This window comes from Sphingopyxis sp. 550B (genome assembly GCF_057401805.1).
Genome location: NZ_CM171610.1, coordinates 158,349 through 183,185 on the forward strand (window position 1 = coordinate 158,349; position 24,837 = coordinate 183,185).

The 24,837-nt window shown below is 67.5% G+C and carries 22 protein-coding genes; 11 read left to right on the forward strand and 11 right to left on the reverse strand.

Features of this window, described 5'->3' with window-relative positions:
* Positions 1-3 precede the first annotated feature (3 nt).
* Positions 4-555, reverse strand: a complete 552-nt coding sequence (locus AC2S9W_RS00765; protein WP_148650921.1) for a DUF2585 domain-containing protein — start codon at positions 553-555, stop codon at positions 4-6.
* 58 nt (positions 556-613) lie between these two features.
* On the opposite strand from AC2S9W_RS00765, the gene gmk reads away from it, so the two are divergent.
* Positions 614-1,276: a guanylate kinase gene (gene gmk, locus AC2S9W_RS00770; RefSeq protein ID WP_067186083.1), complete on the forward strand. Its 663-nt coding sequence runs from the start codon at positions 614-616 to the stop codon at positions 1,274-1,276.
* 73 nt (positions 1,277-1,349) lie between these two features.
* On the opposite strand, the gene AC2S9W_RS00775 is transcribed toward gmk, so the two are convergent.
* The 4 genes from AC2S9W_RS00775 to AC2S9W_RS00790 all read right to left on the reverse strand — a co-directional run bounded on the left by AC2S9W_RS00775 (position 1,350) and on the right by AC2S9W_RS00790 (position 5,206).
* Positions 1,350-1,787, reverse strand: coding sequence for an acyl-CoA thioesterase (locus AC2S9W_RS00775; RefSeq protein ID WP_067106066.1), 438 nt, complete (start codon positions 1,785-1,787; stop codon positions 1,350-1,352).
* Position 1,788: 1 nt separating this feature from the next.
* Entirely contained in the window at positions 1,789-2,571 is a 783-nt protein-coding gene (locus AC2S9W_RS00780; RefSeq protein ID WP_067186085.1) for an SDR family NAD(P)-dependent oxidoreductase, read from the reverse strand.
* 156 nt (positions 2,572-2,727) lie between these two features.
* Positions 2,728-3,897 (reverse strand): acetyl-CoA C-acetyltransferase, encoded by a 1,170-nt coding sequence (locus AC2S9W_RS00785; protein WP_067186087.1) that lies wholly within the window; start codon positions 3,895-3,897, stop codon positions 2,728-2,730.
* A 154-nt stretch (positions 3,898-4,051) separates the two neighbouring features.
* Positions 4,052-5,206, reverse strand: coding sequence for an acyl-CoA dehydrogenase family protein (locus AC2S9W_RS00790; RefSeq protein ID WP_067186089.1), 1,155 nt, complete (start codon positions 5,204-5,206; stop codon positions 4,052-4,054).
* 196 nt (positions 5,207-5,402) lie between these two features.
* Between AC2S9W_RS00790 and AC2S9W_RS00795 the strand changes: the two genes are divergently transcribed.
* The 8 genes from AC2S9W_RS00795 to AC2S9W_RS00830 all read left to right on the forward strand — a co-directional run bounded on the left by AC2S9W_RS00795 (position 5,403) and on the right by AC2S9W_RS00830 (position 15,700).
* Complete coding sequence (locus AC2S9W_RS00795; protein WP_067186091.1) at positions 5,403-6,272, forward strand: SMP-30/gluconolactonase/LRE family protein; 870 nt, start codon at positions 5,403-5,405, stop codon at positions 6,270-6,272.
* 88 nt (positions 6,273-6,360) lie between these two features.
* A complete protein-coding gene (locus tag AC2S9W_RS00800; protein WP_486572051.1) occupies positions 6,361-8,565 on the forward strand; it encodes a M3 family metallopeptidase in 2,205 nt (734 codons plus the stop codon).
* Between the two features lie 365 nt (positions 8,566-8,930).
* Entirely contained in the window at positions 8,931-9,833 is a 903-nt protein-coding gene (locus AC2S9W_RS00805) for an SPFH domain-containing protein (RefSeq protein WP_067186093.1), read from the forward strand.
* A gap of 86 nt (positions 9,834-9,919) precedes the next feature.
* Positions 9,920-10,123, forward strand: a complete 204-nt coding sequence (locus AC2S9W_RS00810; protein WP_067186095.1) for a type II toxin-antitoxin system antitoxin — start codon at positions 9,920-9,922, stop codon at positions 10,121-10,123.
* Positions 10,124-10,192: 69 nt separating this feature from the next.
* Positions 10,193-10,861: a ribulose-phosphate 3-epimerase gene (gene rpe, locus AC2S9W_RS00815; protein ID WP_067186097.1), complete on the forward strand. Its 669-nt coding sequence runs from the start codon at positions 10,193-10,195 to the stop codon at positions 10,859-10,861.
* A gap of 3 nt (positions 10,862-10,864) precedes the next feature.
* Positions 10,865-12,643, forward strand: a complete 1,779-nt coding sequence (locus AC2S9W_RS00820; protein ID WP_286750276.1) for a heparinase II/III family protein — start codon at positions 10,865-10,867, stop codon at positions 12,641-12,643.
* A 599-nt stretch (positions 12,644-13,242) separates the two neighbouring features.
* A complete protein-coding gene (purH, locus tag AC2S9W_RS00825) occupies positions 13,243-14,835 on the forward strand; it encodes a bifunctional phosphoribosylaminoimidazolecarboxamide formyltransferase/IMP cyclohydrolase (RefSeq protein ID WP_067186101.1) in 1,593 nt (530 codons plus the stop codon).
* A 214-nt stretch (positions 14,836-15,049) separates the two neighbouring features.
* Positions 15,050-15,700 carry a YqaA family protein gene (locus AC2S9W_RS00830; RefSeq protein ID WP_067113185.1) on the forward strand — a complete coding sequence of 217 codons (651 nt, stop codon included), beginning with the start codon at positions 15,050-15,052 and terminating at the stop codon, positions 15,698-15,700.
* 152 nt (positions 15,701-15,852) lie between these two features.
* On the opposite strand, the gene AC2S9W_RS00835 is transcribed toward AC2S9W_RS00830, so the two are convergent.
* From AC2S9W_RS00835 to AC2S9W_RS00860, 6 genes are all read right to left on the reverse strand, one after another.
* A complete protein-coding gene (locus AC2S9W_RS00835) occupies positions 15,853-16,401 on the reverse strand; it encodes a VOC family protein (RefSeq protein ID WP_067186103.1) in 549 nt (182 codons plus the stop codon).
* Complete coding sequence (hppD, locus tag AC2S9W_RS00840; RefSeq protein ID WP_067186105.1) at positions 16,398-17,489, reverse strand: 4-hydroxyphenylpyruvate dioxygenase; 1,092 nt, start codon at positions 17,487-17,489, stop codon at positions 16,398-16,400. Before hppD ends, AC2S9W_RS00835 begins: the two co-directional genes overlap by 4 nt.
* 160 nt (positions 17,490-17,649) lie before the next feature.
* Positions 17,650-19,533: an ABC-F family ATP-binding cassette domain-containing protein gene (locus AC2S9W_RS00845; protein ID WP_067186107.1), complete on the reverse strand. Its 1,884-nt coding sequence runs from the start codon at positions 19,531-19,533 to the stop codon at positions 17,650-17,652.
* A 66-nt stretch (positions 19,534-19,599) separates the two neighbouring features.
* Positions 19,600-21,150 carry a DHA2 family efflux MFS transporter permease subunit gene (locus AC2S9W_RS00850; protein WP_067186109.1) on the reverse strand — a complete coding sequence of 517 codons (1,551 nt, stop codon included), beginning with the start codon at positions 21,148-21,150 and terminating at the stop codon, positions 19,600-19,602.
* A 131-nt stretch (positions 21,151-21,281) separates the two neighbouring features.
* On the reverse strand, positions 21,282-22,439 hold the full coding sequence (locus AC2S9W_RS00855; RefSeq protein WP_067186111.1) for an HlyD family secretion protein: 1,158 nt from the start codon (positions 22,437-22,439) through the stop codon (positions 21,282-21,284).
* On the reverse strand, positions 22,436-23,857 hold the full coding sequence (locus AC2S9W_RS00860) for an efflux transporter outer membrane subunit (protein WP_067186113.1): 1,422 nt from the start codon (positions 23,855-23,857) through the stop codon (positions 22,436-22,438). Before AC2S9W_RS00860 ends, AC2S9W_RS00855 begins: the two co-directional genes overlap by 4 nt.
* 64 nt (positions 23,858-23,921) lie before the next feature.
* On the opposite strand from AC2S9W_RS00860, the gene AC2S9W_RS00865 reads away from it, so the two are divergent.
* Together AC2S9W_RS00865 and AC2S9W_RS00870 are read left to right on the forward strand one after the other, a co-directional pair.
* Positions 23,922-24,626 carry a TetR/AcrR family transcriptional regulator gene (locus tag AC2S9W_RS00865; protein WP_486571495.1) on the forward strand — a complete coding sequence of 235 codons (705 nt, stop codon included), beginning with the start codon at positions 23,922-23,924 and terminating at the stop codon, positions 24,624-24,626.
* 24 nt (positions 24,627-24,650) lie between these two features.
* Positions 24,651-24,830, forward strand: coding sequence for a hypothetical protein (locus tag AC2S9W_RS00870; RefSeq protein WP_067186115.1), 180 nt, complete (start codon positions 24,651-24,653; stop codon positions 24,828-24,830).
* The last annotated feature ends 7 nt before the right edge of the window (positions 24,831-24,837 follow it).

Sequence of the window (24,837 nt, forward strand, 5' to 3'; positions counted from 1 at the left end):
AGATCAGCCCGCCTGCCAGTCCTTGATCGCCTCCACCGGCGAGACGAGCATCAGGACGTTGAGCGTCAGATTGTCGCGGATCGCGAACAGGGTGAACAATTCGAAGGCGATCGCAACGGCGACGGTCGTCTGCCAGCGCATCCGGCTCGCGGCGAGGAAGCCGAGCAGCATGAACGCCGCATCGCTCACCGAATTGAGCACCGAATCGCCCGCATAGCCATAGGCCATCGTCACCTCGCGATAACGGTCGATGATGATCGGCGAATTTTCGAGAATCTCCCACGCCCCTTCGATTCCGATCGCGACGGCGAGCGCGATCCACAGCGGCGCGCGCGGCATCAGCCAGCGCGACAGGCCATAGAAGAGGAAGCCGTGGATAACGTGGCTGAAGCTGTACCAATCCGAAATCTGCTGGCTGTTCTGGTTCGACTGGACGACCCCGTGCCACAGGCTGACGGTACCGCACGGACAGATCGGCGGGCGTCCCATCGCGATCAGGATCGCGGCGAGCAAGGTCAGCAGCGCGGCCGCGACCAGCCAACCTCTGCGCGTCATTCCCGCCATGATGCCCCTTCCCGCTTGACCGGCGCCCGCGCGCGCGCAATGAGCCCGCATGGCTGACAGCGTCCATCTTCACCGCCGCGGCGTGCTCTTCATTCTGTCGTCGCCTTCGGGCGCGGGCAAGACCACGATTTCGAAAAAGATGCTCGCCGCCGATCCCGACATCGCGCCGTCGATCTCCGCGACCACGCGGCCGATGCGCCCGGGCGAGCGCGACGGGGTCGATTATCATTTCGTCGATGTCGAAACCTTCAAGCAGATGGCCGCCGACGGCGAATTCCTCGAATGGGCGCATGTCTTCGGCCATCGCTACGGCACGCCGCGCGGGCCGGTCGAGGACCTGCTCGCCGCGGGCAAGGACGTGCTGTTCGACATCGACTGGCAGGGGGCGCAGCAGCTCTATCAGGAAGCCGGCCCCGACGTGGTGCGCGTGTTCATCCTGCCGCCGACGATGGCGGAACTCGAACGCCGGCTGCGGTCGCGCGGGACCGACAGCGACGAGGTGATCGCGGCGCGCATGGCGCGCGCGGCGAACGAGATCAGCCACTGGGACGGCTATGACTATGTGCTGATCAACGACGATGTCGAAGGCTGTTTCGATGAGGTGAAGGCGATCCTGCGCGCCGAACGGCTGAAGCGCCGCCGCCAGATCGGCCTGATCGGCTTCGCCCGCGACCTGATCCGATCGGTGCCCGAGGCGGACAAGAAGCTTTAATAGCGCTAGGCTCCGTCCTCCGTTCATCGTCACCCCGGATCAAGTCCGGGATGACGAAGGTCAGGCCAGATCGCTAAATCGGCCTAGCCAGATTCGCCTCCAGCTCCGCGACCATCTCCGCGCGCAGCGGCTTCGCCTCGCCGTCGGTGCGGCAGACGACGACGGTGTCGCAGGTCGCGATCGCGCGGCCGTTCTGGAACATCGCCTGGATGAGCGTCCAGCTCGACGTGCCGATGCGGCCGATGCCGGTCGCGATCTCGACGGGATCGGGGAAATTGCCCTCGGCCAGATAGTTGATCTCGACCGCGGCGACCATCATGCGTTCGTTCGCCGCACGCTCGCCCTGCGCGCGCAGGCGCCAGTTGAGCAGGACGCGGCCGCTTTCGAACAGCGCCGCGAAGGCCACGTTGTTGAGGTGGCCGTTGACGTCCATGTCCTGGAACCGCGTCTGGAATGTTTCGCAGACGGGATAGCTGGCGGCATCGAGCCGCCAGCCTTCCGGTTTGGCCATATCAGCGCGGCGCCATGCGGATGCCGCCGTCGAGGCGGACGTCCTCGCCGTTGAAATAGCCGTTCTCGATCATGCAGAGCGCGAGGGTGGCATATTCGTCCGGATTGCCGAGCCGCTTCGGATTGAGCACCGAGGCGGCGAGCGCGTCGCGGACATTCTGCGGCGCGGCGCCGAGCAACGGGGTGTCGAAGATGCCCGGCAGGATGGTGTTCACGCGGATATTCTCGCTCGCGAGGTCGCGCGCGACGGGCAGCGTCATGCCGACGACCCCGCCCTTCGAAGCCGAATAGGCGGCCTGGCCGATCTGGCCGTCCTCGGCCGCGACCGAAGCCGTGTTGACGATCGCGCCGCGCTCGCCGTCCGCCATTGGGTCGAGCGTCATCATGCCCGCGGCCGACTTGGCGATGCAGCGGAAGGTGCCGACGAGGTTGATCTGGATGATCCAGTTGAAGGCGTCGAGCGGGAAATGCCTGATGCTGCCGTCTTCCTTGCTGCGGCTCGCGGTCTTGATCGCATTGCCGGTGCCCGCGCAGTTGACGAGGATGCGCTCCTGCCCGATCGCGGCGCGCGCCTTGGCGAAGGCGGCATCGACCGACGCGTCGTCGGTGACGTTGCATTCGCAGAAGACGCCGCCCAGTTCCTCGGCGATCGCCTTGCCCTTTTCTTCCTGAAGGTCGAAGATCGCGACCTTGACGCCCTTCGCGGCAAGCGCGCGCGCGGTGGCGGCGCCGAGGCCCGAGGCGCCCCCGGTGACGACGGCGGATACGGTGGAATCGAGTTTCATGGGTTTCTCCTGACTAAAGCCCCTCCCCTTCAGGGGAGGAGTTGGGGTGGGGGGTCGCAGGATGGAACGAGACCGCTTGGTCCACCCCGCTGCGACTAGGGAACAAGTTCCCAAGTCTCGCTGCCCCTCCCGCAAGCGGGAGGGGCTTTGAAAGCTTTACAGCCGCTCGACGATGGTGACGTTCGCCTGGCCGCCGCCTTCGCACATCGTCTGAAGGCCGTATTTGCCGCCCCGGGCATCGAGCACGCCGAGCAGCGTCGCCATCAGCTTCGCGCCGGTGGCGCCGAGCGGGTGGCCGAGCGCGATGGCGCCGCCGTGGACGTTGAGCCGCGCGGGATCGGCATCAAGATACTTGAGCCACGCGAGCGGCACCGGCGCGAACGCCTCGTTGACCTCATAGGCATCGATGTCGCCGATCTTGAGCCCCGCCTTCTTCAAGGCCTTTTCGGTCGCAAACAGCGGTTCCTCGAGCATGATGACCGGATCGCCCGCCGTCACCGACAGGTGATGGATGCGCGCGCGCGGGGTCAGACCATGATCCTTGAGCGCCTGTTCGGACACGACCAGCACCGCCGAGGCGCCGTCGCAGATCTGGCTCGACGTCGCCGCGGTGATCGTGCCGCCTTCCTGGAGCAGCTTGACCCCGGCGATGCTTTCGAGCGTCGCGTCGTGGCGGATGCCCTCATCGGCCTTGTGCCATTCCTTGCCGTCGGCGGTCTCGATCTCGACCGGAACGATCTCCCGATCGAACAGGCCCGCCTCGGTCGCCGCCTTGGCGCGGCGGTGGCTTTCGAGCGCGAAGGCGTCGAGGTCGGCCTTGGTGAAGCCGTGCTTCTTGACGATCATCTCGGCGCCCATGAACTGGCTGAACATGATGCCGGGATATTTCTCTTCGAGCCGCGGCGATTTGTAGTTGCCGAGCCCCTCCTTCATGAACAGCGTCGCGACGCTGCCCATCGGCACCCGCGTCATGCTCTCGATGCCGCTCGCCAGCACGACGTCCTGCGTGCCAGACATCACCGCCTGCGCCGCGAACATCACCGCCTGCTGCGACGAGCCGCACTGGCGGTCGATGGTGACCGCAGGGATGCTGTCGGGAAGCTTCGACGCGAGCACCGCATTGCGGCCGAGGTCCATCGTCTGCTGCCCGCCTTGCGACACGCAGCCGGTGATGACGTCCTCGATCACGCTGGTGTCGAAATCGTTGCGGTCGGCGATCGCGTCGAACACCGCTGCGCCGAGGTCGACGGGGTGGACACCGGCCAGCCGGCCGCCGCGGCGGCCGCCGGCGGTGCGGACGGCGTCTACGATATAAGCTGTAGCCATGGAGAATTCCTTTCTTGATCCCCCTCCCGCAGGCGGGAGGGGTTAGGGGTGAGCGCGAGCGGAGCGAGCATCCGGGGGTGAGATGGTCCACCCCGCTGCGACCAGGGAGCAAGCTCCCAGATCTCGCTGCCCCGCCCGCTTGCGGGCGGGGAAATCAGAGCTTCCGCCCGATCAGTTCCTTCATGATCTCGTTCGTTCCGCCGAAGATGCGCGTCACGCGCGCGGCGCGCCACGCGCGGGCGATCGGATATTCGTTCATGTAACCCGCGCCGCCGTGAAGCTGGAGGCACTTGTCCATCACCTCCCATTGCAGGTCGGTGTGCCACAGCTTCGCCGCGGCGCCTTCCTCCGGCGTCAATTCCTTCTTCATGTGGCGCGCGAGCGCCCAGTCGAGGTGCGCCCAGCCGACCTGCAGCTTCGCCTTGAGGTCGGCGAGAACGAAGCGGCTGTTCTGGAAATCGAGGATCGGCTTGCCGAACGCCTTGCGGTCGCGCGTATATTCGACGGTATCGTCGAACGCGCGCTGCGCCGAGGCTTGCGCGCTCACCGCGATCGAAAGGCGTTCCTGCGGCAGTTCGCTCATCAGATAGATGAAGCCCTGCCCCTCGTCGCCGAGGCAGTTGGTGATCGGCACGCGCACGTCGTTGAAGAAGAGTTCCGACGTGTCGGCTTCGTCCTGCCCGATCTTGTCGAGGTTGCGGCCGCGCTGGAACCCTTCGCGCTCCGCCTCGACGAGGATGATCGATACGCCCTTCCACGCCGGCTGCACATCGGTGTCGGTCTTGGCGCAGACGAGGATCAGGTCGGCGTTCTGGCCGTTGGTGATATAGGTCTTCGACCCGTTGATGACATAGTGATTGCCGTCCTTCTTCGCGGTCGTGCGCATCCCCTGAAGGTCGCTGCCGGTGCCCGGTTCGGTCATCGCGATCGCGGTGACGACCTCGCCCGCGACCATCTTGGGCAGCCAGTGCTTCTTCTGCTCCTCGCTGCCGTAGCGGACGATATAGTTGGCGACGATGTCCGACTGGAGCGAGAAGCCCGTGGTCACGCGGCCGTAATAGGCGCTTTCCTCGTCGACGATGGCGTTATAGCCGAAGTCGAGGCCAAGCCCGCCATATTCCTCCGGCACCGTCGGGCACAGCATCCCGATCTCGCCCGCCTTGGGCCACAGCGCCTTGGGGACGATGCCGTCCTCGGCCCATTTCGCCTGGTTGGGGGCGACTTCCTTTTCGAGAAACTGGCGAACCGTCGCGCGGAACGCTTCATGGTCCTCGGTATAAGCGGTGCGCGACAGATGATCGAGCGACATGGGTCTTCCTTTCCTGAGGGCGGCCGAGCGTTATCGGGGAGTCGGTCCGCGCAAGAACGGGCGCGCCGCGGCACGCCCTTCGCCGACCAATGGACCTTACGTTTACGTCCACGTCAAGTAGAAATGCCGCTACGGCACGAAACTCCTTCGTCGAGCGGATTTGCCGGTGCCGGGCGGCGACGCTATGCCATTGCTTATGGTCGAATTGCTCCTCGACGCCCACGCGCTGCTCGGCGAGTCGCCGCGCTGGCACGCGGGCGAATCGCGCCTCTATTGGGTCGATATCGACGCGCACCGCATCCACCGCACCGACCCGACGACGCGACGGACCGAGACGATGCAACTCGACGGGCCGGTCGGCTGCATCGCGCCGCGCGCGGGCGGCGGGCTGGTCGCAGGCCTGAAGGGCGGCTGCGCGCTGATCGACGTCTGGGGACGAGCGCCGCGCCCTTTCGGTCAACAAGTGCTCGCGGACATTCCCGAGCAGCGCTTCAACGACGGCTGCGTCGATGCCGCCGGGCGCTTGTGGGTCGGCAGCGTGACGCGCGACAAGACGAACCCGGCCGCCTCGCTCTATCGGCTCGACCCCGACGGGTCGCTGACGAAAATGCTCGGCGGCCTGCTGACGAGCAACGGCGCCGCATTCAGCCCCGACGGACGGACTTTCTATCACGCCGACACGCCGACGCACGCGCTGCGCGCCTATGCCGTCGATCCGGCGACCGGTATGCTGGGCGAGGGGCGGCTGTTCCACCAGTTCGAGACAGGCACCGGCCGCCCCGACGGCGGCACCGTCGATGCCGAAGGCTGCTATTGGTCGGCGCTGTGGGACGGCTGGCGCGTCGTGCGCCTGTCGCCGGCCGGCGAACTGCTCCAGACCGTCGAGCTGCCGGTGCAGCGCCCGTCGATGATCGCGCTGGGCGGCGCCGACATGCGCACCGCCTTCGTCACCAGCGCGGGCAAGGCGCTGTCCGACGAAGAACGCCGCGAGCAGCCGCACTCGGGCGGCCTCTTCGCCTTTCGCGTCGACGTGCCCGGCCTCATCCAGCCGGGCTTCGCCGGTTGACCGCCGCCTTGCATCGCCGCGCGGTCCCGGGTTAAGGCTCCCCCATATGGTTTCGCCCGAAACCAAAGTTCCCGGGAGATGACCGATGATGCCGCGCCCAGCGCCCCCTCTCGCCCGCCGCCTGTCGATGCTGCTCGCATCCACCGCGCTGGTTGCGGGTTATGCCAGCATGGACAGCCAGATGAGCAAAGCCACCGCCGCCGAACCCGCCGCCGCTCCGGCCGCGGCCACCCCTGCCGCCGACAACCCGATGCTTGCGCCGTGGACCGGCCCCTTTCAGGGGGTGCCGCCGTGGGACAAGCTCGATCCCGAGCTGTTCCCCGACGCCTTCCAGAAGGCGATGGCCGAAACGCGCGCCGAGGTCGAGGCGGTGATCGCCAACCCCGAAGCGCCGACGTTCGAGAATACGCACGTCCCGATGCAGCTCGCGGGCGACACGATGGACCGCGTCTATGCGCTGTGGGGCGTGCAGACGTCGAACAAGTCGAACGACCGCGTCGAGGCGATCGACGCCGAATGGAGCCCGAAGCTTTCGACCTTCTTCACCGAGCTGTTCCTCGATCCGCGCCTGTTCGCCCGCTACAAGGCGGTCTATGACGCGCGGCATTCGAGCGGGCTCGACGCGCAACAGATCCGCATCGTCGAGCGCAGCTATGACGAGATGGTGCGCGACGGCGCCAGCCTGTCGCCCGTCGACAAGGCAAAGCTCGTCGACCTGAATGCAAAGCTCGAAGGACTGTTCTCGGCCTTCTCGTCGAAGCTGCTCGCCGACGAGAAACTCTATACCTTCGTCACCGACAAGGCCGAGCTGGCGGGGCTGGAACCCGCGTTCGTCGCCTCGCTCGCCGCGGCGGCCGAGGCGCAGGGCAAGCCCGGCCAATGGGCGATCAAGAACACCCGTTCGTCAGCGCAGCCCGTGCTTCAGAACGCCGCCAACCGGAGCTTGCGCGAAAAAGTGTGGCGCGCCTTCGTGAACCGCGGCGACAATGGCGACGCGAACGACACCAACGCGACGATCGCCGGGATATTGAAGCTGCGCCAGCAGCGCGCCGAACTGCTCGGTTTCCCGACCCACGCGCATTATCGCATGGCCGACACGATGGCGAAGACGCCCGAAAAGGCGATGGAGCTGATGATGAAGGTGTGGCCCGCCGCGGTCGCGCGCGTGCACGAGGAAGTCGCCGACATGCAGGCGATCGCCGACGCCGAGGCGAAGGCCGGCAAGGGTCCGAAGATCACCATCGAGCCATGGGACTATCGCTATTATGCCGAGAAGGTCCGCAAGGCGAAATACGACCTCGATGAAAGCGAGGTGAAGCCCTATCTCCAGCTCGACAAGCTGCGCGACGCGATGTTCTGGTCGGCGGGGCGGCTCTACGACCTCGGCTTTCGCGAGAATACGGGCACCATCCCCATCTTCGATCCCAAGGTGAAGACCTTCGAGGTCACCAACCTCAAGACCGGCGCGAACATCGGCGTTCTCTATCTCGACAATTTCGCGCGCGACGGCAAACGATCGGGCGCGTGGATGACCACCTATCGCAGCCAGCAGACATTGGGCGGCGACCGCAACGTGCTGGCGTCGAACAACAATAATTTCACCGAAGCCGCGAAGGGCGAACCGACGCTGGTCAGCCTCGACGACGCGACGACGCTGTTCCACGAATTCGGCCACGGCATCCACTATCTGCTGCAGCATGTGACCTATCCGGCACTCGGCGGCGTGCCGCGCGATTTCGTCGAGTTTCCGAGCCAGGTGAACGAGAATTGGCTGATGACGCCCGAGGTGCTGTCGACCTATGCGACGCACTATCGGACGGGCGAGCCGATCCCGCAGGCGCTGGTCGACAAGATCCTGGCATCGGCGAAATTCAACCAGGGGTTCGAGACGGTCGAATATCTGGCGAGCGCGATCGTCGACATGAAGCTGCACGACCGCAAGACCCCCGTCACCGACATCGACGCGTTCGAGCGCGAGACGCTGGCCGAGATCGGCATGCCGAAGGAAATCGTCATGCGGCACCGGCTGCCGCAGTTCGGCCACCTGTTCAGCTCCGACAGCTATTCGGCGGGCTATTACAGCTATCTGTGGTCCGAAACGATGGACGCCGACACCTGGGCGGCCTTTACCGAAGCAGGCGGACCATGGGATCGCGGCGTCGCCGACCGGTTCCGCACCATCCTGCTGATGACCGGCAACGAAACCGACCGCGCCGACGCCTATCGCGCCTTCCGCGGTCGCGACCCGGACGTGAAGGCGCTGCTGCACAAGCGCGGTTTTCCGACCGACTGACCGGCATTCCGCCGCGAAGCAAAGGGGGCCTTCGCGCGCCCTTTGTCCTGTTGTATCGTCCGGCGGGTCCACGTTCGTGACCGCCAGGGCGATCTGGAATGGAATGGCGGGTTTCGACGTTTCTTCTCCCCTCCCGCAAGCGGGAGGGGTCGGGGGTGGGCAGCGACGGCGCAAAGGCCCACCCCGCTGCGACTAGCGAACAAGTTCGCGAGTCTCGCTGCCCCTCCCGCTTGCGGGAGGGGGAACCGGTGCATGGCTCAGACGGCTTCCTGCCCCCAAACCGCCATCACCACCGCCCCACAAATCCAATTGACGCCGGCCAGATGCGATATAAATATGATGTCATCTTTATATCGGAGGGTGCCATGGGTGATTCGTATGTGACGGCCGCGCTCAACCCAACGCGCGAGGTGCGCGCGGCGACGGCGAGCGGCTATCTGATGCTGTTCGTTTGGCTCGTCCTGCTCGGCATCGCGATCTGGGCGGGGGTGAGCAACGCCACGGGGACCGAAGCGTCGTGGAAATGGGTGCTGCTGGCCGTTTCGGCGATTGCCGGCACGCTGATCCTCTGCGGCTTCTACCTTATCAATCCGAACGAGGCGGCAGCGATCCAGCTTTTCGGCAGCTACAAGGGCACCGACCGCGAGACCGGGCTGCGCTGGGTGCTGCCGTGGCTGACGCGCCGCAAGATCGCGGTGCGCGCGAACAACGTCATCTCCGACAAGATCAAGGTCAACGACCTGCGCGGCAATCCCATCGAAATGGCGGCGCAGGTGGTATGGCGCGTCACCGACACCGCGCAGGCGCTGTTCGACGTCGAGGATTACAAGGGATTCGTCCTCGCGCAGATCGAGGCCGCGGTGCGGTCGATCGGATCGCGCTACCCCTATGACGACATCGAGCATCAGGAAGTGACGCTGCGCGGCAACCATGACGAGGTCGGCGCCGAATTGCGCAAGGCACTGATCGAACGGCTGGCGGTCGCCGGCATCACCGTCGACGAATGTGGCCTGACCCACCTTGCCTATGCGCAGGAGATCGCAGGCGCGATGTTGCGCCGCCAGCAGGCCGAAGCGGTGATCGCGGCGCGCCGAAAACTGGTCGAAGGCGCGGTGACGATGGTCGAGATGGCGCTGCAGCACCTGTCGGAAAAAGACGTCGTCCAGCTCGACGACGAGCGCAAGGCGGCGATGGTGTCGAACCTGATGGTGGTGCTGTGCGGCGAACGCGACACCCAGCCCGTCGTCAACACCGGGTCGCTCTATTGATTTGCAAGGATCGTTCGTGTCGAGCCCTTCAACGGCCTTAGCCGGCGCTCGGGGCCCGATGCGAACGGGAATTGAGGTTTGTTCCCATGCCCGCGTCGCCCAAAAAAGCCTTTGCCCTCCGCCTCGATCCCGCGCTTTATGCGGCGATCGAGCGGCTGGCCGCGGCCGAGCTGCGCAGCGCCAATGCCGAGATCGAGATATTGCTGCGCGAGGCGCTCGCCCGGCGCAGCGTGGCGGTGAAACGGTCGGAGGTCCCACGGCGCGGACGGCCACGCAGAACCGGGGACTGACAGTCGCCGAAGGCGACCGGGCGCACGGCCGCTTGCTCCCCATCGGCTAGATGGTTAAGGCCGGTCGTCATGACCGCCGCACCCTCCGTCCGCATCGCCCCCTCGATCCTCAGCGCCGATTTCGCGAAGCTCGGCGAAGAGGTGCGCGCGATCGAGGCGGCGGGCGCCGACTGGGTTCACATCGACGTGATGGACGGCCATTTCGTTCCCAATCTGACGATCGGGCCGATGGTGGTGAAGGCGCTGCGGCCGCATTCGGCCCTGCCCTTCGACGTGCATCTGATGATCTCGCCGGTCGACGGCTTCCTCGACGCCTTCGCCGCGGCGGGCGCCGACATCATTACCGTCCATCCGGAAGCGGGACCGCACATCCACCGCAGCATCCAGCACATCAAGTCGCTGGGCAAGCAGGCCGGCGTCTCGCTCAACCCCGCGACCCCGGCGAAGATGCTCGACTATCTGATCGACGAGATCGACCTTGTCCTGATCATGAGCGTCAACCCGGGTTTCGGCGGCCAGAGCTTCATTTCCAGCCAGCTCCGCAAGATCGAAGCGGTGCGCAGGATGATCGACAAGTCGGGCCGCGACATAAGGCTGGAGGTCGACGGCGGCATCGACGCGGGCACCGCGCCGCTCGCGATCGCGGCGGGCGCCGACGTGCTCGTTGCCGGCACCGCGACCTTCCGCGGCGGGCCGGACGCCTATGCCGACAATATCCGGCGCCTGCGCGGCGCCTGAGCGATGGAGGGGAGACCGTTGACCGTTGCCCCCATCGACCCGACCCCCGATGCGGGCGAAGACACGCCGCCGCTCGACGACTCGATCGAGCCCGGCAAGCGGCTGATCCGCCTGCCCGCCGACAAGGGGCTGTCGCTCGGCGACCGCATCGCCAACCAGATCACGCGGCTGACGTGGCGCACCCCGCTGCACGCCTTCCGCCTCAAGGGGCGCTTTCCGCTCAAGCTGCTCGGCGTGCCCGAGGACCCGGTTCCCGGCGACACGCGCGCGGGCACAGCGATCCGCGCCGGCCATTTCCTCCATCGCGGGCTCAGGCTGCCGCTCGCCACGCTCGATTTCACGGCGCTGGGCGTCGCGCCGAGCTTTGCCGATCACATCCACAGCTTTGCGTGGCTGCGCGACCTTGCCGCCACCGGGACGCGCGCCGACGGTGCGGCGATCGCGGAGGCGATCGTGCGCCAATGGCTCGCGGTCCATGGCGAGACGGTCAGCGAACCGGCGTGGAAAGCCGACAATACGGGGTGGCGCATCCTGTTCTGGGCTGCGCACGCGCCGCTGATCCTGTCGTCGAGCGATCTCGTCTATCGCTCCGCCGTGCTCAACCACCTCGCCCGCGCGGCGCGGCATCTCGACCGCGTCGCCGACAAGACGCGCCCCGGCGTCGAGCAGATGGTCGCCTGGATCGGCGTCGTCGCCGCCTCGCTGCTGATGCCCGGCGGCGAACCGCGACAGGTGTTCGGCGAAGCGGGATTGCGCAAGGTCATCGAGACGAGCTTCTACGCCGACGGCGGCAATATCGCGCGGTCTCCGCAGGCGCAGCTCGATGCGATCATGGCGCTGTCGATGCTTGCGCGCATATACGACATGCGGCGGATCGACCTGCCGCCCTTCCTGCACGAGGTGCTGGCGCGCGCGGTTCCGGCGCTGCTCGGGATCGTCCACAGCGACGGCGGCATGGGAAGCTGGCAGGGCAGCGGCGCGACGCCGGCCGAAACGATCGCGGCAATCGTCGCGGCGAGCGGCGTGCGCACCCGCCCGCTCAAACAGGCGCGCGACTGGGGCTATCAGCGGCTCGTCGCGAACAAGGTCGTGCTGCTCGCCGACGCGGCGCCGCCGCCGATCGCGCGCGTGACCGAGGCGGGCTGCGCCTCGACCCTGGCATTCGAGCTGAGCGACGGGGCCGAACGCATCGTCGTCAACTGCGGCGGCGCGGCGCTGACCGGCGCGACGATCCCCACCGAACTGGCGCGCGGGCTGCGCACCACCGCCGCGCATTCGACGCTGGTCGTTGCCGACAGCAATTCGACCGCGATCCTGCCCAACGGCTCGCTCGGCAAGGGGGTGACCGAGGTCGAGCTCGACCGGCACGAAACCCCGCAGGGCAGCCGGCTGGAAATGAGCCACGACGGCTATGCGCGGCGCCACGGGCTGATCCATCGCCGCCTGCTGATCCTCTCCCCCAACGGGCGCGAATTGCGCGGCGAGGACATGCTGCTCCCCGCTCCGCGCAGCCGCCGCAAGGGCGACAAGCATTTCGCGCTGCGTTTCCATCTCGGCCGCAACATTTCCGCCAGCCTGACCGCCGACCGGCTCGGCGCGCTGCTGCGCATCGCCGGCGGGCCGCTGTGGCAGTTCCGCGCCTCCGAGGGCACGCTCGCGGTCGAGGAAAGCCTGTGGGTCGACGGCGAGGGCCGCCCGCATCCCACCGAACAGCTCGTCGTCACCGGCAGCGCCCCCGCCGGCGGCGTCAGCATCGGCTGGATTTTCAAGCATATCGGGTAAGCGGCTTCCATCGCGGTGAGCCTTGAATTTGCGCTAGGACCAATCGACATTCAGCTCTGGCGGCCTGCAAATGGCGGCTTTTCGCGCTTCCGCTGCTCACGTGCCGTCAGCACGCTGCGCTCCGAGTCGCGAAAAACCACCATTTTCGCCTCGCCATCTTCTGAATGTCGATTGGTCCTAGAGCATCGAGCGTTAAATCTGACCCATCGTCCCGTTTGTGTCGAGCGCAGTCGAGACACCCATCAGCGTGGCGCAAGGCCGATGCGTGTCTCGACTGCGCTCGACACGAACGGATAAGGGGCGTTGCAGATTTATGGCACGCCGCTCTAGCCACTCCGTTCGTGCTGAGCTTGTCGAAGCACCGTCCTTCTCCTTGCAGCGCTGAAAGAAAGAACGGCCTTTCGACAAGCTCAGGGCGACCGGGTCGGATTTATGGCTTGCCGGTCCAGCAAACGACATAAAGGCCTTCCATTTTCTTCTGCGCCCCTGCGCGAATTTCCTTCTCCGCGCCGCCACCTGATACTTCCAAAACCTTGCCCAACGGCGATCACGGGCCTAGGGCGACGGCGACTCCTTCCATCCCCTGCCGAGGCTCCCCCATGACCGATCTCGTTCCCGTCCGCCGTGCGCTCCTTTCCGTCAGCGACAAGGCGGGTCTCGCCGATCTGGCCGCCGCGCTCGGCCGTCATGGGGTCGAGCTGGTGTCGACCGGCGGCACCGCAAAGGCGCTGCGCGACGCGGGGCACGCGGTCCTCGACGTCGCCGACCTCACCGGCTTTCCCGAGATGATGGACGGGCGCGTCAAGACGCTGCATCCGACCGTGCACGGCGGCATCCTCGCGGTGCGCGACGACGCCGCTCACGTCGCCGCGATGGACGCGCACAGCATCGGCGGCATCGACCTGGTCGTCGTCAACCTCTATCCCTTCGCCGCCACCGTCGCAAAAGGCGCGCCGCGCGAGGAGATCATCGAGAATATCGACATCGGCGGCCCGGCGATGGTGCGTTCGGCGGCGAAGAACCACGCCTTCGTCGGCATCGTCACCGAGCCGCAGGATTATGCCGCGCTGATCGAGGAACTGGACGCCAACGACGGTGCGACCACCCTCGCTCTGCGCAAGCGGCTCGCCGCGACCGCCTTTGCCCATACCGCGACCTATGACGGAATGATCGCGCAGTGGTTCGCCTTCGCCGACCAGGGCAAGCTGTTCCCCGACACGCTGCCGCTGACCGCGACGCTGTCGGCCGAGCTGCGCTATGGCGAAAATCCGCACCAGCAGGCGGCGCTCTACCTTCCCGCCGGCCCCGCCGCGCGCGGTATCGCGCAGGCCGAGCAGGTGCAGGGCAAGGCGCTCAGCTACAACAACATCAACGACGCCGACGCCGCGCTCGACCTCGTCGCCGAGTTCCGCGAGGCCGACCCGACCTGCGTCATCGTCAAGCATGCCAATCCGTGCGGCGTCGCGACCGCTGCGACGCTGACCGCGGCGTGGGACGCGGCGCTCGCCTGCGACAGCGTCTCGGCCTTCGGCGGCATCGTCGCGCTCAACCGGCCGCTCGACGGCGCGACGGCGGAAGCGATCGCCAGCATCTTCACCGAGGTGGTCGTCGCCCCCGACGCCGACGCCGACGCGCGCGCGATCTTCGCGAAGAAGAAGAATCTGCGCCTGCTGCTGACCGGCGAACTGCCCGACCCGGCGCGCGGCGGCCTGATGATGAAGACGATCGCCGGCGGCTGGCTCGCGCAGACCCGCGACAACGGCCGGATCACGAAGGACGATCTGAAAGTCGTCACGACGCGCACGCCGAGCGACGCAGAATTCGCCGACGCGCTGTTCGCCTGGACGATCGCCAAGCATGTGAAGTCGAACGCCATCGTCTATGCCAAGGGCGGCGCGACCGCGGGTATCGGCGCGGGGCAAATGAACCGCCGCGATTCGTCGCGCATCGCCGCCGTCCGCGCGCGCGAGGCGGCCGAGGCGAACGGCTGGAGCGAACCCCGCACCGTCGGCAGCGCGGTCGCCAGCGACGCCTTCTTCCCCTTCGCCGACGGCCTGATCTCCGCCGCCGAGGCCGGGGCGACCTGCGTGATCCAGCCGGGCGGCTCGATCCGCGACGACGAGGTGATCGCCGCCGCGAACGAGGCGGGGCTGGCGATGCTGTTTACCGGGATGCGGCATTTCAGGCATTGATTCCGCAGGAAGATCGTCGCCCCGGCGCAGACCGGGGCCGCTATCGTCCTTGTTCGGGCGTCGAAGAGCAAACCGCCAGCGGCCCCGGCTTTCGCTGGGGCGATGGGGCGTGCTTGGGGGTTTATTTCGCCCGTCGCGAACGGCATAGGGAGGCGGTGGTCATCCTGACCCGGCAACAAGGACCAGCATGACCGCCGTCCCCCGCAACAAGTCCATGATCCAGAATCTCTATGCTTGGACCATGGAGAAATCGGCGCATCCGCACGCCGAATATTGGCTGGCGCTGGTCGCCTTCGTCGAGGCGAGCTTCTTTCCGATCCCGCCGCATCCGATGCTCGGGCTGATGTGCCTCGCCGAACCGAGGAAAGCGGTGCGCTATGCGCTGATCTGCACCCTCGCCTCGGTCGCGGGCGGGTGCTTCGGCTATGGGATCGGCTATTTCCTGTATGAGAGCGTCGGGCTGTGGCTGCTCGCGGCGCTGGGACTCACCGACAGTTTCCCGGCAGCCGCCTGCTACCTGCGCGATTACGGGGCGGAGATCATCCTGGTGAAGGGGGCGACGCCGATCCCGTTCAAGCTGCTGACGATCACCGCCGGCTTCATCCACATGAACCCGTTCACCTTCCTGTGGGCGAGCCTGGCCAGCCGGGCCTTTTCCTTCATGCTGGTCGGCATCCTGTTCCGGCTGTTCGGGGCGCCGATCAAGGCATTCATCGACAAATATCTCGCCTGGGTCGCGGGCGCATTCCTCGTCGCGGTGGTCGCCGGCTTCCTGGTCATCGGCGCCCTGTCGGGCGGTGGCGACAAGACCGCCGACAAATGCAGCGGCGCGACGTTCGAAAGCATCGGGCTGGACCGGAAATAAGGCCGCCAGTAGCTGTCATATCTCTCCCCTCCCGCTTGCGGGAGGGGTCGAGGGTGGGCCAGCAGCGGTGCAATGGCCCACCCCGCTGCGAGTAGCAAGCAAGCTCGCAACTCTCGCTGCCCCTCCCGCAGGCGGGAGGGGAAGAAGGAAACCTACTCGTTCACGGGCGGCTGATGCAGCCAGTCGGCGTGGCGCGGCGCCTTCTTCGTCCGGCTCCATTCGTCGAGCATCAGCGGCGCGACGCGGCGCAGTTCGGCATATTGTTCGTCGGTGCCGATGTCGCACGCCAGTTCGATGCGGTGGCCGTTGGGGTCGAAGAAATAGATCGACCGGAAGATGCCATGGTGCGTCGGCCCGAGCACGTCGACGCCATGAGCCTCGAGATGCGCCTTCGCCGCGACCAGTTCGTCATGGCTGCCGACCTTGAACGCCAGATGCTGGACCCACGCCGGGGTGTTTTCGTCGCGACCCATGTCGGGCTGGTTCGGTAATTCGAAGAAGGCGAGGACGTTGCCGCCCCCCGCGTCGAGGAAGACGTGCATGTAGGGATCATATTCGCCGGTCGACGGCACATGATCCTCGGCGAAGGCGGTGGTGTAGGTCATGCCGAGCATGCGCTCGTACCATTCGACCGTCTCCTTCGCGTCCTTGCAGCGATAGGCGGCATGGTGGACGCCGCCGAGTTTGATCGGGCTCGTCATTCGGCAGGCTCCTTTGCGACATCGAGCGCGCCGCGGCGGATCTGGTCGAGTTCCATCGACTTGAACAGCGCGGTGAAATTGCCTTCGCCGAAGCCTTCGTCCTTCTTGCGCTGGATGAATTCGAAGAAGACCGGGCCGATCACCGTCTGGCCGAAAATCTGGAGCAGCAGGCGCGGATCGCCTTCCTGCGTCGATCCGTCGAGCAATATGCCGCGTGCCTTCAGCTCCTCGACCGGTTCGCCATGGCCGGGCAGCCGTTCGGCGAGCAGTTCGTAATAGGTTTCCGGCGGCGACGGCGCGAAGGGATTGCCGAGCGCGGCGAGCTTGTCCCACGAGGCGTAGAGATCGTCGCAGGCGAAGGCGATATGCTGGATGCCCTCGCCATTATAGGCGCGCAAATATTCCTCGATCTGGCCGCCGCCGCCCGCGCCTTCCTCGTTGAGCGGGATGCGGATCTTGCCGTCGGGCGCGGTCATCGCCTTCGAGGTCAGGCCGGTATATTCGCCCTTGATGTCGAAATAGCGGATCTCGCGGAAGCCCGCGATGCGCTCGTAGAACGCCGCCCAATGCGCCATCCGCCCGCCGTAGACATTGTGCGTCAGGTGATCGATCACCTTGAGCCCCGCACCTTCGGGATGGCGGTCGACGCCGTCTTCATAGACGAAATCGATGTCGTAGATGCTGAGGCCGTCGCCGTAACGGTCGATCAGATAGATGATCGACCCGCCGATGCCGCGTATGGCGGGCAGGCGCAATTCCATCGGCCCGGTGCGCACCTCGACCGGCTCGGCACCGCGCGCGATCGCTTCGGCATAGGCTTTCGCCGCATCGCGGCAGCGCCACCCCATGCCGCATGCCGACGGGCCATGTTCGGCGGCGAAATAGGCGGCGGGCGAGCGCGGCTCGTAATTGGCGATCAGGTTGATGTCGCCCTGCCGCCACAATATCACGTCCTTCGAGCGATGATGCGCAATCTGCGTGAAGCCCATGCGTTCGAACACCGGCTCGAGAATCCCCTTCTCGGGCGCCGAGAATTCGACGAATTCGAAGCCGTCGAGCCCCAGCGGATTTTCGAACAGATCGGCCATGGTCCATCCCTTATGGTTACAATTGAAACCATTATGATGGGCGGCGGCGGGGGAGTCAATGCGGGGCTTTTATGATGGTGGCGTCGTTTGAAAGCAGCGTGAGCTTTCCTTCTCTGCGGCCCCTGCGCCAAATGGCTGAACGGCGGCGCGACCCGACCCGTCAGGCCGCCGCCGTTTCGATCGCCTCCAGCGCGTCCATCCAGGCCGCCTCGACACTTTCGAGTTCGGCGGCGAGCTTGCCGCGACGCTGCGCGAGGTCGCCCATCGTCAGCTTGGCGAGCGCGGGATCAGCGCTCGCGGGGTCGAACATCGCGCGGTCGATCGCCGAAATTCGCGCCGAAAGCCTGGCCGCCTGCGCTTCGAGGTCCTTCGCCGACTTGCGCAGCGCCGCCTGCGCCTCGCGCGCCTTTGCCGCTTCCTGCCGCGCCAGCTTTGCGTCCTTCGGCTTCGCCGGCGCGGCCTTCGCCTCGTCGGCCGCGCCCCTGCCGAGGATGAAGGCGACATAATCGTCTATGCTGCCGTCGAAATCGCGCGCCGTGCCGCCGTCGACGAGCACCAGCCGGTCGGCCGACAGTTCGAGCATGTGACGGTCGTGGCTGACGATCAGCACCGCGCCGTCATAGCCGTTCAGTGCCTGCACCAGCGCCTCGCGCGCGTCGACGTCGAGGTGGTTGGTCGGTTCGTCAAGGATCAGCAGATGTGGCGCCTCGCGCGTGATCAGCGCCAGCGCCAGCCGCGCGCGCTCGCCGCCCGACAGCTTGGCTACCTCGGTCGTCGCCCGGTTTCCCGAAAATCCGAAGCGCCCGAGCTGCGCGCGCACCGCGCCGGGCGTCTTGCCCGCCATCACGCGCGTCATGTGACCGAGCGGCGTGTCGGCGCCGTCGAGCTCCTCGACCTGATACTGGGTGAAATAGCCGACGCGCATCTTGCCCGACGCAGCCATGGCGCCGTCCATCGGCTGAAGCTGCGCCGCGAGCAGCCGCGCGAGCGTCGTCTTGCCGTTGCCGTTGCGTCCCAGCAGCGCGATGCGGTCGTCGGGGTCGATGCGCAGGTTGAGCCGGCTCAGCACCGGCTCGCCCGGCGCATAGCCGACGCTGGCAAGATCGAGCGTGATCAGCGGCGGCTTCAGTTCGTCCGCCGGGCTTGGGAAATCGAACACCAGGCTCGGGTCCTCGGTAAGCGCGGCGATCGGCTGCATCCGCGCGAGCTGCTTGGCGCGCGACTGCGCCTGCTTCGCGGTCGAGGCGCGGGCGCTGTTGCGCGCGATATAGTCGACCAGCCGCGCGCGCTGCGCATCCTGCGCCGCCTTCGCCGCCGCCAGCTGCGCCGCGCGCTCGGCGCGCTGGCGCTCGAACGCGTCGTAGCCGCCCGGATAGAGCGTCACCTTCCCGCCTTCCAGATGCAGGATATGATCGACGACATTGTTGAGCAGGTCGCGCTCGTGGCTGATCACGACAAGCTGCCCCGGATAGCTTCTGAGGAAGCTTTCGAGCCACATCGTCGCTTCGAGGTCGAGGTGGTTCGACGGCTCGTCGAGCAGCAGCAGGTCGGGGTTGGAGAAGAGCAGCGCCGCGAGCGCGACGCGCATCTTCCACCCGCCCGAAAAGCTGTCGAGCGGCTGCGCCTGCATCGTCTCGTCGAAACCCAGGCCGATCAGAATGCGCGCGGCGCGCGCGGGCGCCGTATAGGCGTCGATCGCGATCAGCCGCTCGTGGATGTCGCCGAGCCGGTCGGGATCACTCTCTGTCTCCGATGCCGCGAGCAGGGCGGCGCGTTCGCTGTCGGCAGCCAGCACGGTCTCGAACGGCGTCGCGGTGCCGCTCGGCGCCTCCTGCGCGATATAGCCGACGCGCGTGCGGCGCGGCATCTCGATCCCGCCCTCATCGGCCTCGATCTGGCCGATCATCGCCTTCATCAGTGTCGATTTGCCGGCGCCATTGCGCCCGATCAGCCCGGTCCGGCTCTTCGCCGGCAGGCTCGCGCTCGCGCGGTCGAGGATGGTGCGCCCGCCGAGGCGCACGGTAAGGCCGTTGATCGTCAACATGGGCGCGCCGCCTAGCATAGCCGGGCGGCCAACCCAAGCGGCTGGACGCCGCGGCGCCCACTCCTGTCAGTGCGACGCGCCCATCGACACGTGGCGGGGGCGCGGCGCGCACCAGACCGCAAGGGCGGCAATGATGAACACCGCGGCCGAGGCGAGGAAAATGTGGATGACGCCGATCGTCGCCGCCTGCACCTCGACCAGCCGGTCGAGCGCCGCGCGCGCCTGTTCGAAGGTCAGCCCGCCGCCCTGCAATATGTCCATGGCGCCGGCGGGATCGTTGAGCGCGGGCACGATCTCCGACCGCGAAACACGCGTCGAATCATCCCATGCGGTGGTCGCGACCGCCGTGCCGATCGCCCCGCTGAGCGTGCGCAGGAAGCTCATCAACCCCGCCGCCGACGTCTGATCCTTTTCGGGGACAGAACTGAGCGCGAGCGCGGTCAGCCCGACGAAGAAGAAGGGCATGCCCATCCCCTGCAACAGGTGCGGCAGCGCGAGCGTCCAGTAATCGACGTCGGCGTTCCAACCCGCGCGCAGGATCGATACGAAGGCCATCCAGACGATCCCGGCGGAGATGGAGATGCGGATGTCGATCTTGTCGATCGACGCCGCCGCGACTGGCGACAGCAGCACCGCGAACACGCCCAGCCAGGCGACGACATAGCCAGTATCGGTCGCGGTATAGCCCACCATCTGCTGGAGCCACAAAGGCGTCAGCACGACCTGCGCGAAGAAAGCTCCGAAACCGAGCGATATCGCCAATGTCGCGAAGCTGAACCCGCGGAAGCGGAAGACGCGCAGGTCGACGACCGGGTTCGCGTCGGTGAATTCCCAGATGATGAAGGCGACGAAGCTGATCGCCGAGACGATCGCCAGCGCGACGATCCACGTCGATCCGAACCAGTCGTGCTCGCGGCCGGTGTCGAGCATGGTCTGGAAAGCGCCGACCGACACCACCAGCAGGACCAGGCCGATCACGTCGATCCGCGCCTTGACCCGCTTCGTCTCGAACGCGCCGAGCAGGCTGCCGACCCCGAAGGCGCAGAGCGCGACGACGGGCAGGTTGATGAAGAAGATCCACGGCCAGTTCCAATTGTCGCTGATCAGGCCGCCTAGAATTGGCCCGAGGATCGGCGCGGTGGTCGTCGTCATCGCCCAGATGGCGAGTCCGATCCCCGCCTTTTCCTTCGGGAAGATGCGCAGCAGCAATATCTGCGACAGCGGCATCAGCGGCCCGCCCGACAGCCCCTGCAGGATGCGGAAGAGGATCAGCGCGTCGAGCGTGCGCGACACGCCGCACAGGAAGGAGAACAGGCCGAATCCCATGATCGAGATCAGGAACCAGCGCACGGTGCCGAAGCGCGCCGCGAGCCAGCCGGTGAGCGGCACGCTGATCGCGTCGGCGACGGCATAGCTGGTGATCACCCACGTCCCCTGTGTCGGCGACACGGCGAGCCCGCCGGCGATATGCGGCACCGACACATTGGCGATAGTGCTGTCGAGCACCACGACGAAATTGGCGAGCGCCAGCGCGAACGCCGCGGCGAGCAGCCGCACGCCTTTCAGCGGTTGCGGTTCGGCCGGAAGCGATGCGGGGGACGCGGCGGCGGTCGCCATGTCAGGCCGCCCTTTCGTCAATAAGCCTCGTCATTGCGAGGAGCCGAAGGCGACGCGGCAATCCGGAGTGGACGGAAGCCGCCCTGGATGGCTTCGCTCCGCCCGCAACAACGAGGCCGGCGTCGTGAGCATCAATCGTCCCCGCGCGTGTCGATCGTCGCTTCCATCGACAGGCCGACGCGCAGCGGGTGCTTGCGCAGCTGCGCGGGGTCGAGCGCGATGCGCACCGGCAGGCGCTGTACCACCTTCACCCAGTTGCCCGTCGCATTCTGCGCCGGGATCAGCGAAAAGGCCGCGCCGGTGCCGCCCGCGATGCCGACCACCTTGCCGCGATAGACGACGTCGCCGCCATAATAGTCGGAGGTCAGCTCGACCGGCTGGCCGATGCGGATGCGCCGGAACTGGCTTTCCTTGAAATTGGCGTCGACATAGGCAGTGTCGATCGGGACCACGACCATGATCGGCGCGCCCGCGGCGATCCGCTGGCCGACCTGCACCTGCCTGTTGGTGACGATGCCGTCGACCGGCGCGCGGATCACCGTGCGTTCGAGGTCGAGCCGCGCCTTGTCGAGCCGCGCCTGCGCCGCCGCGACGTCGGGGGCGGTGTCGATCGTCGTGCCGCGCACCACGGCTTCGGCCGCGCCGAGATCGCCGCTCGCCGAGCCGCGCGTCGCCTGCGCCGAGGTCACGCCCGCCGCGGCGAGGTCGCGCGCCGCCTGCGCCTGCTTGAGCGCCGCGCGCGCCGCTGTCAGTTCCTCGCCCGACACGGCGCCGGTCCCGGCGATGCTCTCGCGCCGCGCCAGTTCGGCGCGCGCGCGCTCGACCGTCGCATCGGCGTCGCGCAGCCGCGCCTGTGCCTGCGAAATCTCGGCCCCGCGCGCCGCGACGCGCGCGCGCGCCGCATCGGCAGTCGCATCGGCCTGCCCGTAGCGCTGGCGCGCCTGCCGCAGCGCCGCTTCGGCATCGGCGACCGCCAGCCGTTGGTCGGCATCGTCGAGGATGACGAGGATATCGCCCTTTTTCACCGCCTGCGTGCCGCTGACGCGCACCGCCTTGACCGGGCCCGAGACAAGCGCGGTGACGGTGGCGCTGTCGGCGCCGACATAGGCATTGTCGGTCGAGACACGCCCCGCCTGCGTCAGAAAATACCAGATGCCCCACGCCGCCGCGATCGTCGCCACGACGATCAGCAGGATGCGCAGCAGTTTCCGGCGCTTGCCGAGCCGCGCCGCCTGCGCCTCGGCGGTTTCGGGCGCGTCGGGGGTAGCCGTGTCGTCGGCCATCGTCATTCTCCTGTTGGATGGACGGCGCGATAGCCGCCGCCGAGCGCGCGGATCAGCGCGACGTCGAGCGCGCGCTCACGCGCTTCCAGGTCCGCGACCGCGCGGCTGAGCGCGACCATGTCGTCCTCGGCGGTCAGTTGGGCGAGCTGGTTCGACAGACCGGCACGATAGCGCAGTCCGGCCAGCCGCGCCGCGTCGGCCGCCGCCTGCAGCGCCGCGCGGCGCTCGGCAAGCTGGCGCTCGGTCGCCGTGCGGCTGGCAGCGAGGTCGGCGATATCGCGCAGCGCATCGATCAGGGTGCGATCATAGCCGGCCACCGCTGCGTCATAATCCGCGCGCGCGCCGCGATACCGCCCCTCGATGCGCCCGCCGTCGAAGATCGGCAGGCTGATCGCCGCGCCGCCATTGCCATATTTCGACCCCGCGTCGAACAGGTTCGCGAGCCCCAGCGACTGGAAACCGACCAGCGCCGACAGGCTGATATTGGGATAATAGTCGGCGCGCGCGACGTCGATGCGCTTCGCCGCGGCTTCGGCGCGCAGCCGCGCCGCGACGATGTCGGGCCGGCGGCCGACGAGCGCGATCCCGGCGTCGGCGGGAAGCCCCGTCGCGGGCGCGGCGAGCGTCGGACGCGCGATGCTCATCCCGCGATCGGGCCCCGCGCCGACGAGCGCCGCGAGCCGATGCCGGGTGAGCGCGATCGCTTCCTCGATCGCCGCGATGTCGCCGCGCGCGGAGGCGGCACGGCTTTCGGCCTGGCGCGCGCTCGCCTGGTTGTCGAGCCCGGCGCGCGCGCGGTCAGCCGACAGCGCCGCGCTCGCGGTGCGCACGCGCAGGGCTTCGCGCGCGACGTCGAGCGCTTCGTGATGGGCGGCGAGGTCGGCATAGGCCGCCGCGATGCCGGTGGTCAGCATCAGCCGCGCCTGCGCCGCATCGACGCGCGCCGCCTCGGCTTCGGAGGTCGCCGCCGCCAGTGCGGCGCGGTTCCGGCCCCACAGGTCGAGGTCGAAGGACAAGGTCGCAGCGACGTGGCCGGTGTCCTGAATGCCGTCGGGGACGAACTGCGGCGGAATGCCCATCGTCCGGCTCTGCTTCACGCCACCGGCGCTGCCTTCGGCGCCGAGGCGCGGCAGCAGCGCCGCTCCCGCCTGCCGCGCCAGCGCGTCGGCGGCGCGCACCCGCGCCGCGGCGGCGGCAAGGTCGGGCGATCCGGCGAGCCCTTCGGCGATCAGCGTGTCGAGCTGCGCGTCGCCCCACGCGCGCCACCAGCCTTCGACCGGCCATTCGCCGTGCGCGTCGGCCAGACTGGCGCCCGACGCGAGCGAGTCGGCGGCGGCGACCTGTGGCCGCGGCCCCAGGTCGGGCGCCGCGCAGCCGGCGAGCAGGCCGAAAAGGGCCGTTGTCGTAACAAGGAAACGGGGCATGGCGTCCAACGATACTAGCTGGTATCGTGCGTCCATAATGGGAGGAGTCGAATTGTCAATCGAAATGATACCAGCCAGTACGGGACCCGCCGACGACGCGAGCGAGAAGCGCCGCCAGGCGTTCGTCGATACGGCGCGCGAAGCCTTTTTCGCCCACGGCTATGCCGGCACGACCATGTCGTCGATCGCGAGCAAAGTGGGCGGGTCGAAGACGACGCTCTGGACCTATTTCCCGTCGAAGGAGGAATTGTTCGAAGCGGTGGTCGACGATATCGTCCGCCAATATGGCGAGATGCTGCACATCGACCTGCCGGTCGACGAGGATGTCGTCGCGGTGCTGCGCCGCTTCGCCAATATCCTGGTCCCGACGCTGATGACCGATCCGCTGCTGTCGCTCTATCAGCTCGTGGTCGGCGAGGCGCGGCGTTTCCCGCATCTGGCCGAGGCTTTCTATGAGCGCGGGCCGCGGCGCGGCAAGGCGCGGCTCGCGGTGTGGATCGGCGAGAAGATGGAGCGGGGCGAGCTCAGGCGCGGCGATCCGCTGCGCGCGGTCCAGCATTTCACGGGCCTGTGCCAGAGCGGCTCCTATCAGTTCGCGGTGCTCAACCTTCCCGAGGCGCGGCGCTGCGACCGGGCGCGGGTGGCGGCCGAGATCGAGGGCGCGCTCGACACCTTCTGTCGCGCCTGGGGCCCCGAAAGCATGGGCATCGGCGCGCACGCCCTGTCCCAAAAGGCGACAGCTCCGTCGCGTGGCGATGCGAAGGCCTGAGGATTCCCGTGGTATCGAGGCGGCGTGGAACCGATTCGCGACGCCATCTATCATGAGCAACTGGCGCGCGTCGCGCGGCTGAAGGCCGACGCGAGCAGCGATCCCTTCCTCGCGCGGCGGCTCCGCGAAGCGGCGGTCCGGCACGAGCGCACGGCGCGCCGCCTGCGGCGCGAGGAGAGCGCGGCTTCCGACGGAGGGAGTTGAAGCTTTC